We start from the raw sequence: 11,319 nt of genomic DNA, 5'->3' as shown, positions 1-11,319 counted from the left end.
GGCGTTGTGCACGCGCGGCGCCCGCCCCCGTCTCGGATGGCAGAGGCTCTCGTCAGGCGGCAGCCTTGAGCGACAGCGGCGTGGCGTGCGCGGCGAGATAGTCCATCGCGGCAACGGTGCCGCTGCCCGCGAGCGGCACGCCCGAGATCTTCAGGCCCATCTCGCAGCCGGCCAGCGTGGCCATCAACGTGAGGTCGTTGCAGTCGCCCAGATGGCCGATGCGGAACATGCGGCCCTTGACCTTGCCCAGGCCGGCGCCGAGCGACATGTTGAAGCGGTCATAGATGTTCCTGCGCACCACGTCCGCGTCGATCCCCTCGGGCATCATCACGCCGGTCAGCACCGGGCTGTAGACGGCGGGGTCCGCGCACTGGATCTCCAGGCCCCAGGCCTTGACCGCGCGGCGGCAGGCTTCGGCCAGGCGCTGGTGGCGGGCGAAGACGTTGTCCAGCCCTTCCTCAAGGATCATGTCGAGGGCTTCGGACAGGCCATAGAGCAGGTTCGTGCTGGGGGTGTAGGGCCAGTAGCCGGTCCGGTTCATCTCGATGATTTCATCCCAGCCCCAGAAGCTGCGCGGCAGCCGGGCCGTGCGGGAGGCTGCGATGGCCTTGGGCGACACCGCATTGAAGCTGATGCCAGGCGGCAGCATCAGGCCCTTCTGCGAGCCGGACACTGTTACGTCCACGCCCCACTCGTCATGCCGGTAATCGGCGGACGCCAGCCCGGAAATGGTGTCGACCAGCAGCAGCGCCGGGTGCCCGGCCGCATCGATGGCGCGGCGCACGGCGGCGATATCCGAGGTCACGCCGGTCGAGGTCTCGTTGTGCACCACGCACACCGCCTTGATCGCATGCGCGCTGTCGGCACGCAGGCGGGCCTCGATCATGTCGGCCTGCACCCCGTGGCGCCAGCCCTCTAGGCCCGGGAGGCCGAGGAATTCGGGCTTGATTCCCAGGTTCTCGGCCATCTTCTTCCACAGCGTGGAGAAGTGGCCGGTTTCGAACATCAGCACCGTGTCGCCGGGGCTCAGCGTGTTCGACAGCGCCGCTTCCCAGGCGCCAGTGCCCGAAGCCGGATAGATCACCACCGGCTGCTCGGTCTTGAAGATCTTCTTGATGCCGTCCAGCACCTTGAGGCCCAGCGCGCCGAATTCCGGGCCGCGATGGTCGATGGTCGGATAGCTGATGGCGCGCAGGATGCGATCGGGAACCGGGCTCGGTCCGGGGATCTGCAGGAAGTGGCGGCCGGCGGGATGGAAGTTGAGATTCAGCATTTGACTCCTCCTGTTGAGTTTTGAATGCAAAATACTTTATCAGAGGAGTGACGGAAAAACAGGGGAGATTGCGCGGAAATCATCTAGCGTTTACCCCGCATAACAAGGGTTTACCTGCGTTTTTGAGTTCCAGTTGAGAGTCTGCTAAAATTGAATTCAATCACGTGATAGGAATTTTGAATGCAAATTTCCGCCACTTCCGGCTCGGATTCGCCGGCCCCGGTACTACCCAGGCTCGAACGGCAACGCTTGCACGACACCGTGGTGGCCCACCTGCGCACGTTCATTGTCGAGGGCACCCTGGAACCGGGCAGGAAGCTCAATGAGCGCGAACTGTGCGAGACCCTGGGCATCTCCCGCACGCCACTGCGCGAGGCCCTGAAGGTGCTGGCGGCAGAGGGGCTGATCGATATCTCGCCCAACCGCGGGGCGACCGTATCGCGCCTGTCCGGCGCGGAGATCCAGGACACGTTTGAGCTGATGAGCGGGCTGGAAGCCTTTTCCGGCGAACTGGCCTGCGAACGCATCACGGCCGTCGAACTGGCCGAGATCAAGGCCCTGCACTATGCGATGCTGGCCTGCCGGGCAAATGACGACCTCCCCGGCTATTACCGCATCAATCACCAGATCCATGACCGCATCAACCTGGCGGCCCGCAATTCGGCGCTGCGCCAGACCTATCTGTCGGTGAACCGGCGGCTGCAGGCGCTGCGCTTCCGCTCCAACTATCAGAAGCCGAAGTGGGACAGCGCCATCCGCGACCACGAAGAGATGCTGCAGGCACTTGAAGCGCGCGATGGCAAGCGCCTTGCCGCCATCCTGCGCCAGCACCTGCTGGACAAGCGCGACGCGGTGCTGCTGATCCAGGCAAGCGATGCCGGCGGCATGCCGCAAGCATAGGACGCTGGCGCCACCCTCACCTCAAGAATCCGAATAGCCCCATCAGCATTCTTTGCCCCGCTGTCACCATGGTGACAACCCCGGTTCTTACTCTGCGAGCGCATTGCGGCAAACGCAATCGGCCACGCGGCACCTGCCGCCGGCACACAACAACGCAGACGAACAGGGGAATCAAAGATGGCAGGGAACCTTGCACCGGGCAGCCTGGCGGGGATGGCGCGCGGCCGTGTGCTGGCCGGCACCGTGATCGCCGCACTGGCAGCAACACTGGCGGGCTGCGGCGGCGGCGATGACGCCGCGCCGGCAGCCGCACCGAACGACACCACCATCAAGACCCCGCCGCCAGCCGGTGCCGGCGGCCCGCGCGTGCTGCTGGTGGGCGTGGACGGTGCCACCTATGCCCAGGTGCAGGGCGCACTCCTGCGGCGTGAGCTGCCCAACCTGGCCCAGCTGAACCTGGTGCCCACCGCTACCGGGGGCATGCCCGGCACCATCACCGCGCAGCCGCCGCTGGACGCGCCCAGCTGGGCCACGGTGCTGACCGGCGCCTGGGCCAACCGCCACGGCATCGAAGACGATACCGGCAGCACCGCACTGCAGGCCCCCACCGTATTCCGCTACCTGCGCGCGGCCGGCAAACCCGGCCTGCAGCAGGGCGCATCCACCAGTTCGGGGGCGCTGCCTGGCCTGCTCAAGGCCGAGCAGGAAGCTGGCATGCTCGATACGCTGGTTGACTGCGCCGGGGTCGACAGCTGCGTCACGCAGAACGCCGTACGGCAAGTGCAGTCCGGCTATGGCGTGGTGTTTGCGCAATACAGCGCGCCGGCACAGGCGGCGGAAGCCGGCGGCTTCGGCAACGGCGCCTATGCCACGGCCCTCGCGGGCATCGACAAGGCGCTGGGCGAACTGCTCGGCGCCGTCGCCGCGCGCCACCAGGGGCAGCCGGCCGAAGACTGGCTGGTGATGGTCACCACCAGCCACGGCCTGGATGCCACCGGCGCCACCACCACGGTGCCGACGGTGGAGAACCGCACCGCCTTCCTCGCCACCAACAAGACGCTCAACGGCGCGCTGGCCAGACCTGGCGCAGCAGCGCCGGACACCCCGGCGGACCTGTCCGCGCTGCCGACCGAAGCCGACATCGTCCCCACCCTGCTGGCCCATGCCGGCGTGGCGCTTGACCCGGCCACCACGCGGCTGGACGGTTCGGCGTTGACCACCGCCACCGCAGGCGTGCGCGCCATCGGCGCCAGCATCAGCCAGTACAACGACGCCATCACGCTGAGCTGGCAGAACCCGACCGAAGCCTTCGGCGTCACCCGCGTGCTGCGCGACGGCGTGCAGATCGCCTCGCTGGGACCGGAGGTGCGGCAGTTCACCGACAAGGCCTTCAACATGGCCACGGGCCTGTACCAGTTCAACTACACGCTGGTGCGCAATGACGTGCCGGTGTCGCACCTGGCGCAGATCCACTACGTCAAGCCGGTCACGCTGGCGCCGACGCTGCTCAATGGCCTGGCCACGTACTTCAGCCTCGACAGCAAGCCGTTCGCCGACGCGAAGAACGCCGCCACGCTCGGCCCGTGGGTGGCAAGCCTTGATGGCGGCACGCTGGCTGCCGACAACTTCAGCGGCCAGTCGCTGCAGCTGGACTCGCGTGTCGACAGCTACAAGCTGGCTTACAACGCTGCCGATATCGCGCAAAGCCCGCAGTTCACCATCGGCTTCTGGTTCCGCACCGACTGCACCCAGGGCAACGGCACCGGCGAGCCCATCCTGTCCAACAAGAACTACATCTCGGGCGCCAACCCCGGCATTGCCGTCGCGCTGTTCGGCAGCTGCGAGATCCGCTTCAACCTTGGCAGCGGCAGCGGCAAGCGCGACGACATCAACGGCATGAAGGTGTCGGCCAACCAGTGGGCCTACCTGGCGCTGTCGGTCGATGCGGCAGCCAAACGCTTCAGCGCTTATGTCATCGATCCGGTGCTGGGCGTGCAGAAGACCGAGAACAAGGCAATCGCCAACACCGACGTGACCAAGCTGGCCGGGCTCGGCACCGGCTGGGGCGTGAACGACGATGCCACGCACAACTACGTGGGCAACAACCCCGGCGCGCTCAAGGGCGTGATGGGCTTCAACGACCTGGCGATGTGGACGCGAGTGCTGTCGCTGGACGAGTTGAAGGCCGTCACCGGCGCACGCCAGCCGCTGTCCACGCTGAATCCATAAATCCGGCCGGAACCCGTTTCGTCATGGAACGGGTTCCTCACCGACCCTTACCCCCGCCCGATCCCCTGCAGGAGATTGACACCATGACTTTCCGACCTTCCACCCTGGCGCGGCCGCACTGGCTCGCCGCCCTGCTGATGTGCGCAGCACTCGCCGCCTGCGGCGGCGACTCCGGCGAAAGCCCCACCGGCTCGCCCAACGCGGCACCAACCACGCCGGGTGCCCCGGGCACCGGCGGCAACCCCGGCCAGGGGAATGGCAGCGACCGGCCGGGCGAGACGCCCGCCGTGAAGCCGCAACTGCGCTGCGCGCCCTGAAGCCGGGCCTGGCCCGTCTCCCCCTCCAGAAACCACCCGGCACAGAATCCATGAACCCGCAAAGCAGACGCAACTTCCTCAAGCTCGCCGGCGGCAGCGCCGCCGCCACCGCCGCGCTGGCGGCCTTCCCGCCGTCCATCCGCCGCGCGCTGGCGATCCCGGCCAACAACGCCACCGGCACCATCCGCGACGTCGAGCACGTGGTCATCCTGATGCAGGAAAACCGCTCGTTCGACAATTACTTCGGCACGCTGCGTGGCGTGCGCGGCTTTGGCGACCGCTTCCCGATCCCGCTGGCGGGCGGCCTGAATGTGTGGCAGCAGACCTATACTAACGGCAGCACCACCCGCACCGTGCTGCCTTACCACCTCGACAGCAGTTCCGGCAATGCGCAGCGCGTCAGCGGCACGCCGCACTCGTACCCGGATGCGCAGAACGCCTGGGACCTGGGCCGCATGAACAAGTGGCCGACCTACAAGCAGACCCAGTCGATGGGCTACTACACCGAAGCCGAACTGGACTTCCAGGTGGCCCTGGCCAATGCCTTCACCCTCTGCGACGCCTATCACTGCAGCTTCCATGGCGGCACCAACTCCAACCGCCTGTTCCACTGGACCGGCACCAATGACCCCAGCGGCGCCAACGGCGGGCCGGTGATCGACAACAGCGGCGACTCGTTCACGGGGTCGGCCCCGCCCTACACCTGGAAGACCTACCCGGAGCGCCTGGAAGCCGCCGGCGTGAGCTGGAAGGTCTACCAGAACATGCCGGACAACTTCACCGACAACCCGCTGGCGGGCTTCAAGCAATACCGCGACGCCAACGCCGCGCGCGGCAACCAGGCCAACGGCAGCCCCTACCCGGCATACACCAGCGCCGACGAAGCCATCAGCCCGCTGCTCAAGGGCGTGGCCAACACCATGCCTGACGGCGGCTTCCTGCAATCGCTGCGCGACGACGTTGCCGCGGGCAAGCTGCCGCAGGTGTCGTGGATCGTGGCGCCGGCGACGTACTCGGAGCACCCCGGGCCTTCCAGCCCGGTGCAGGGCGCCTGGTATACGCAAGAGGTGCTGAATGCCCTGACCGCCAACCCGGCGGTGTGGAGCAAGACCGTGCTGCTGATCAACTTCGACGAGAACGACGGCTACTTCGACCACGTGCCGCCGCCGTGCGCGCCCGCCTACGACGGCGACACGCTGGCCGGCGCCACCACGCTCGACCCACAACAGGTCAGGCCGGAATACCACGTCGACAAGCACCCCTACGGCCCCGGCCCGCGCGTGCCGATGTACGTGGTCTCGCCATGGAGCCGCGGCGGCTGGGTCAACTCGCAGGTGTCCGACCACACCTCGGTGCTGCGCTTCCTGGAAGCCCGCTTTGGCGTGGCCGAGACCAATATCAGCAGCTTCCGCCGCGCGGTGGCGGGCGACCTGACCTCGGCCTTCAACTTCGTCAGCCCAAACACCAACCCGCTGCCCACGCTGCCCAGCCGCGACAAGGCCAGCGCCGATGCCATCCGCACCGCGCAAGGCGTGCTGCCGCAAGTACCGCTGCCATCGGCCAGCAGCCAGCAGATGCCGCAGCAGGAGACCGGCACGCGCCCGTCGCGCGCCCTGCCCTATGAGCTGCACGTGAGCGCCCGAGAAGACGCCCGCGACCAGCGCGCGGTGTGGCTGCTGTTCAGCAACACCGGCACGGCGGCGGCGGTGTTCCACGTCTACGACCGCCTGCACCTGGACCGCGTGCCGCGCCGCTACATGGTCGAACCGGGCAAGGAACTGCATGGCAGCTGGGACGTCTTTGCCAGCGACGACGGCAAGTACGACCTGTGGGTGCTTGGCCCCAACGGCTTCCACCGCGCCTTCCGCGGCAATGCGGGGGCCGTGACCGCGGCGGGTGCCAGCGCCCCGGAGATCCGCGTCTGCTATGACATCGCCAATGCCGCGGTGTACGTGGACATGATCAACACCGGCAGCGCCCCCTGCACCTTCACCGTGCAGCCCAACGCCTACCGCACCGACGGTCCCTGGACCTACGAGGTGCCGGCCGGCATGCAGCTGCAGCAGCACTGGCCCGTGGCCCGCCAGGGCAACTGGTACGACTTCACCGTCACCACCGCGCAAGGCGGCTTCACGCGCCGCTTCGCCGGGCGCATCGAGACCGGCAAGGACAGCGTGTCCGATCCGGCGATGGGCCTCAACGGCTGACGCGCACGTCGCCTGACGGGCAGCGCTACGCCCGCCCCCGGCCGCTCCGGCCGCGGGCGGGCGTCGCCGTTTTGTCATATTGGCCCGCTAGACTGCGCGGTCGTCCGGGCCTGTCCGGGCTGTCCCCCAACTTTCCTGCGGATAACCATGCTTGGCGACCTGCTGATGACCTTTTTCGAAGTGGCGCGCCAGGGCAGCATCACCATGGCGGCGAGGCAGTTGCACATCAGCCAGCCCACCGTCACCGGCCGCATCCGCCAGCTTGAAGAGACCTACGGCGTGGAACTGTTCCACCGCCGCGCCAGCCGCGTCGACCTGAGCGACGTGGGCGTGGCGCTGATGCCGGTGGTCGAGCAATTGATGCAGCAGGAAGGCAATGCCGACTACCTGCTGCGCAACGCCGGCAACCTGCGCTTCGGCAACCTGCGCATCGGCGCCACCGGCCCCTACTACATCCTGCGCGCGGTGGCGGCGTTCCGCCAGCGCTACCCGGCGATCGACGTGAGCCTGGACATCGGCAATTCGCAGCAGATGCTGGAGGCGCTGTTCGAGTACCGCATCGACGCCGCGGTGTCGTCGCACCCGGTGGACGACGACCGGCTTGCCTGCATCCGGCTGGCGTCGGACCCGATGGTGCTGGTGGTCCATCCGGACCATGCGCTGGCGCGGCTGCCGCAGGTCGAGCTGCCGCAACTGCGCGGCTGCCACCTGCTGGTGCGCGAGCACGGCTCGATGACGCGCAAGGCCACCGAGACGGCGCTGGCCGCGTGCGGGCTGGAGCTGCCGCCGCACACCGTGATCGGCAGCCGCGAGGCCATCTACGAGGCCATCCGCCAGGGCCTGGGCGCCAGCGTGGTGCCGCTGGGCGAGGTTCCGCGCGACCCGCTGCTGCGCGTGGTGCCGTTCGCGCAAGGCGCGCCGGTGCTGCATGAATACCTATACTGCCTGCAGAGCCGGCGCGAGACTCGGCTGGTCGGCGCCTTCCTGGACTGCGTGGCGCTGGACGAGCCGACCGCCGCCACCCACGCCGCTTGACACCCGCATGCTTGCCGCGGCAGATAAAGCGCCAATGCCGGTATCGGAAAACTTGGGTCCTTCATCACCGCGCGGTCACCACGCCGCGCCAAGCTTGCCGGTTTCGCCAACTGAGCTATCGCGCATGCCCGCTGCCCCCCGCCTCGCCCTGTTTGACCTCGACCACACCCTGCTGCCGCTGGACAGCGAGTATGAATGGGCTCGCTACCTCGTCGCCGTGGGCGGCGCCGAGGCCGCCGAGATCGATGCGCACAATGCGCGCTGGCTGGCCGCCTACCAGGCCGGGCGCCTGGACTTTGCCGCCCATGCCCGCTTTGCCCTGGGCCTGCTGGCACGCCACCCGCGCCAACGCCTCACGCAATGGCGCGCGGACTTCATGCGTGAGGTGATCATGCCCGCGATCCGGCCCGATGCGCTCGACCTGCTGGCACGCCACCTCACCGCCGGCGACCTGTGCTGCATCGTCACCGCCACCTGCCGCTTTGTCACCGAGCCGATCGCGCGCCAGCTAGGCGTGCCGCACCTGCTGGCGGTAGAAGCCGAACACGACGCGCATGGCGAATTCACCGGCGCGCTGGCGGGCGTACCGGCCTTCGGCCCCGGCAAGGTGCTGCGGGTGCTGGCGTGGCTCGACACGCTGGGCATTACGCACACGGCGCTCGCGCAGGCCACCTTCTACAGCGACTCCCGCAACGACCTGCCGCTGCTCGAAAGCGTTGGCCACCCGGTCGCCGTCAATCCGGATTCAACGCTGCGAGACACGGCCGAGGCACGCGGGTGGCCGGTCTTGCACCTGTTCGGCACGGCCGGCGTGCCCACCGCCTGAGCCCATGCACCCGCACGCCGGCTTCCCCGAGTACGACCAGCTGCTGGCCTTGCTGGATACGGGCAGCCACGTGCTGGATACGCGGGTGGTCTGCGAAACCATGGTGCAGGGCCGTCGCTTCGGCGTCCATGCCGCCACGCTCGGCAGCCGCGATCCGGGCGCGCCCGCGATCGGCATCTTCGGCGGCATCCACGGGCTGGAGCGCATCGGCACGCAACTGGTGCTGGACTACCTGCGCTCGGTGCTGAGCCGGCTGGCGTGGGACGAGTTGCTGCACCGCGAGCTGCAGTCGGTGCGGCTGGTATTCATGCCGATCGTCAACCCCGGTGGCATGTGGGCCGGCACCCGCGCCAACCCAAACGGCGTCGACCTGATGCGCAACGGCCCGCAGGACGCCGATGCGCGCGTGCCCTTCCTGGCCGGCGGCCAGCGCATCGGCGCCTGGCTGCCCTGGTACCGCGGCCCGGCGGGCGCGCCGATGGAAGCGGAAAGCCGCGCGCTGCTGCGCGTGGTGCAGGAAGAACTGCTGCCGCGCCCGCTCAGCTTTGCGGTGGACTGCCATTCAGGCTACGGCTGGCGCGACAGCATCTGGTTTCCGTACGCGGGCACGCGCCGGCCGATGGCGCACCTGCCCGAGATGTACCTGCTCAAGACGCTGTTCGAGCAGGCCCACCCGCACCACGGCTACACCTTCGAGCCGCAAAGCCACCAGTACCTGCTGCACGGCGACCTGTGGGACCATGCCTATGACCTGACGCCGCACGGCAACCTGTTCCTGCCGATGACGCTGGAACTGGGCTCGTGGCTGTGGATCAAGAAAAACCCGCGCCAGCTGTTCTCGCGCGAGGGCATCTTCAACCCGATCAAGGCGCACCGCACCGCACGCGTGCTGCGCCGACATGTGAGCCTGTTCGACTTCCTGGGCCGCGTGGCCTTTGCACCAGATCGCTGGCTGCCGCGCGGCGCGCAGCGCGACGACCTGCTGCTGCAGGCACGCGCACACTGGCAGACGGAGGCGCCGCCATGAGCCGATGGGTATTCTTGCGGGGACTGACGCGGGAATCGCGCCACTGGGGAAGCTTGCCGGCGCGCTGGGAAGCGGCCGGGCTGGGGCGGCCACTGCTGCCCGACCTGCCCGGCAACGGCGCGCTGTCCGCGCAGCCGGCGCCGTGGAGCGTGCCTGAGATGGTCACCGCGGTGCGGCGCCAGTTGTCTGCCGCCGGCGCGCCCGGACCATACCGCGTGCTGGCGATGTCGCTCGGCGCGATGGCCGCGACCGAGTGGGCCAGCGCCTATCCGGACGAAGTCGGCGGCCTGGTGCTGGTCAATACCAGCATGCGGCCGTTCTGCACGCCGGCGCAGCGCCTGCGGCCGCGCAACTGGGGCAAGCTGCTGCGCGTGGCGCAGCGCTGGCAAGACCGCGCATACTGCGAGCGGACTATCCATGCCATCACCTGTGCGCGCACCGATACGCTGGCGCGCGACATCGAGACCTGGCAGGCCATTGCCGCCGACGCACCGGTGAGCCGCCAATCCGCGCTGGCACAGTTGCTGGCCGCAGCCCGCTATCGTGCCCCGGCCAGTGCGCCGCGCTGTCCGGCGCTGCTGCTTGCCTCGGCGGCCGACCGCCTGGTCAACCCGGTGTGCTCGGCGCGCATCGCGCAAGCCTGGGACGCCCAGTTGCTGACACACCACTGGGCCGGGCATGACCTGCCCCACGATGACCCGCAGTGGCTGTGCAATGCCGTCGCCGGCTCGGTGGTGCTAAGCCGCGGCTAAGGCCTGCTCCGCCGGCATGGCACTTGTCAGCAGCGCCGCCGCGGCATCCAGCCGGTCCGGCGTGCCAAACAGCCGTGCACTGGTCAAGCCGTTCTGCAACGCCCCGAACACCACCTGCGCCAGCTGCTGCGGCGGCGCCGGATAGGGCGCCTTGCGCTGCGCGGCGGCGCGCTCGAACAAACGGGCCAGCCATTGCTCATTGAGGCGGATAAAGTCCTGCATCGCGGCGCGCACCGCGTCTGGCAGCATCAGCACGTCGGCCGACAGCATGCCCACCAGGCAAGCCTGGTCGGTGCCGGCACCCGCGAGCAAAGGTGCAAGGTATTGCCGCGCCTGCTCGGCAGGAGGCAGGCCGGCGTCGATCGCATCCAGGCGCGCCCGCCTGCGGGTGCCGTATTCGCGCACCGCTTCCAGCACCAGGTCGTCCTTGGACGGGAAGTAATAATGGATGCTCGAGGTCTTGACCCCGACCAGGTCGGCCAGGTCGCGGTAGCTGAAGCCGTTGAACCCCCTGCGGCGGATCAGCACCAGCGCATGTTCGACCAGTTGCTCGCGTACGGATCGGGTGTTCATGGCATCAACTCCATCGTCTTGCTGCCGCGCCGTTCAGGCCGGCAGCGTTTGTGCGATCAGCGTGATGAGGGACCCGCTTGCGAAGCAAAGCCCTACCCATCCGCCAAGGATCAGCGCAGTGTCACGCCAACGCATGATCAACTCCTGAAGACGGGCCGCACGCTGGCGGCCCGGCGGGTT

10 protein-coding genes are annotated in these 11,319 nt (G+C 68.4%); 8 read left to right on the top strand and 2 right to left on the bottom strand.

What is annotated here, in order from left to right; translation table 11 throughout:
- Positions 1–52 precede the first annotated feature (52 nt).
- Positions 53–1,273: an alanine--glyoxylate aminotransferase family protein gene (locus tag KB879_RS10615; RefSeq protein WP_211981247.1), complete on the bottom strand. Its 1,221-nt coding sequence runs from the start codon at positions 1,271–1,273 to the stop codon at positions 53–55.
- A 180-nt stretch (positions 1,274–1,453) separates the two neighbouring features.
- On the opposite strand from KB879_RS10615, the gene KB879_RS10610 reads away from it, so the two are divergent.
- From KB879_RS10610 to KB879_RS10575, 8 genes are all read left to right on the top strand, one after another.
- Positions 1,454–2,173, top strand: coding sequence for a GntR family transcriptional regulator (locus KB879_RS10610; RefSeq protein ID WP_153953911.1), 720 nt, complete (start codon positions 1,454–1,456; stop codon positions 2,171–2,173).
- Positions 2,174–2,350: 177 nt separating this feature from the next.
- On the top strand, positions 2,351–4,402 hold the full coding sequence (locus KB879_RS10605; RefSeq protein WP_211981245.1) for a LamG-like jellyroll fold domain-containing protein: 2,052 nt from the start codon (positions 2,351–2,353) through the stop codon (positions 4,400–4,402).
- Between the two features lie 83 nt (positions 4,403–4,485).
- Positions 4,486–4,719 (top strand): hypothetical protein, encoded by a 234-nt coding sequence (locus KB879_RS10600; RefSeq protein WP_211981243.1) that lies wholly within the window; start codon positions 4,486–4,488, stop codon positions 4,717–4,719.
- 50 nt (positions 4,720–4,769) lie between these two features.
- Positions 4,770–6,926, top strand: a complete 2,157-nt coding sequence (locus tag KB879_RS10595; RefSeq protein ID WP_211981242.1) for a phosphocholine-specific phospholipase C — start codon at positions 4,770–4,772, stop codon at positions 6,924–6,926.
- Positions 6,927–7,073: 147 nt separating this feature from the next.
- Entirely contained in the window at positions 7,074–7,961 is an 888-nt protein-coding gene (locus KB879_RS10590) for a LysR substrate-binding domain-containing protein (RefSeq protein ID WP_013952795.1), read from the top strand.
- 124 nt (positions 7,962–8,085) lie between these two features.
- A complete protein-coding gene (locus KB879_RS10585; protein ID WP_211981241.1) occupies positions 8,086–8,787 on the top strand; it encodes an HAD family phosphatase in 702 nt (233 codons plus the stop codon).
- A gap of 4 nt (positions 8,788–8,791) precedes the next feature.
- Complete coding sequence (locus KB879_RS10580) at positions 8,792–9,814, top strand: M14 family zinc carboxypeptidase (RefSeq protein ID WP_153953916.1); 1,023 nt, start codon at positions 8,792–8,794, stop codon at positions 9,812–9,814.
- Complete coding sequence (locus KB879_RS10575; protein WP_153953917.1) at positions 9,811–10,566, top strand: alpha/beta fold hydrolase; 756 nt, start codon at positions 9,811–9,813, stop codon at positions 10,564–10,566. Before KB879_RS10580 ends, KB879_RS10575 begins: the two co-directional genes overlap by 4 nt.
- Here the strand turns inward: KB879_RS10575 and KB879_RS10570 are convergent.
- A complete protein-coding gene (locus tag KB879_RS10570) occupies positions 10,552–11,139 on the bottom strand; it encodes a TetR/AcrR family transcriptional regulator (protein WP_013952791.1) in 588 nt (195 codons plus the stop codon). The two genes, KB879_RS10575 and KB879_RS10570, sit on opposite strands and share 15 nt — an antisense overlap.
- Positions 11,140–11,319 lie beyond the last annotated feature (180 nt).

Origin of the sequence: Cupriavidus sp. KK10, assembly GCF_018223725.1 — a bacterium.
Taxonomy (GTDB): Bacteria; Pseudomonadota; Gammaproteobacteria; order Burkholderiales; family Burkholderiaceae; genus Cupriavidus; species Cupriavidus necator.
Note: the sequence above shows the minus strand (reverse complement) of the source record. Positions and strands in the feature narration are given on the sequence as shown.

What these genes read in the sequence shown, in the direction of transcription:
- KB879_RS10585 (WP_211981241.1), top strand. Translation starts at nt 8,086, where the DNA reads ATGCCCGCTGCCCCCCGCCTCGCCCTGTTTGACCTCGACCACACCCTG.
- KB879_RS10575 (WP_153953917.1), top strand. Translation starts at nt 9,811, where the DNA reads ATGAGCCGATGGGTATTCTTGCGGGGACTGACGCGGGAATCGCGCCAC.
- KB879_RS10605 (WP_211981245.1), top strand. Translation starts at nt 2,351, where the DNA reads ATGGCAGGGAACCTTGCACCGGGCAGCCTGGCGGGGATGGCGCGCGGC.
- KB879_RS10570 (WP_013952791.1), bottom strand. Translation starts at nt 11,139, where the DNA reads ATGAACACCCGATCCGTACGCGAGCAACTGGTCGAACATGCGCTGGTG.
- KB879_RS10595 (WP_211981242.1), top strand. Translation starts at nt 4,770, where the DNA reads ATGAACCCGCAAAGCAGACGCAACTTCCTCAAGCTCGCCGGCGGCAGC.
- KB879_RS10610 (WP_153953911.1), top strand. Translation starts at nt 1,454, where the DNA reads ATGCAAATTTCCGCCACTTCCGGCTCGGATTCGCCGGCCCCGGTACTA.
- KB879_RS10580 (WP_153953916.1), top strand. Translation starts at nt 8,792, where the DNA reads ATGCACCCGCACGCCGGCTTCCCCGAGTACGACCAGCTGCTGGCCTTG.
- KB879_RS10615 (WP_211981247.1), bottom strand. Translation starts at nt 1,273, where the DNA reads ATGCTGAATCTCAACTTCCATCCCGCCGGCCGCCACTTCCTGCAGATC.
- KB879_RS10600 (WP_211981243.1), top strand. Translation starts at nt 4,486, where the DNA reads ATGACTTTCCGACCTTCCACCCTGGCGCGGCCGCACTGGCTCGCCGCC.
- KB879_RS10590 (WP_013952795.1), top strand. Translation starts at nt 7,074, where the DNA reads ATGCTTGGCGACCTGCTGATGACCTTTTTCGAAGTGGCGCGCCAGGGC.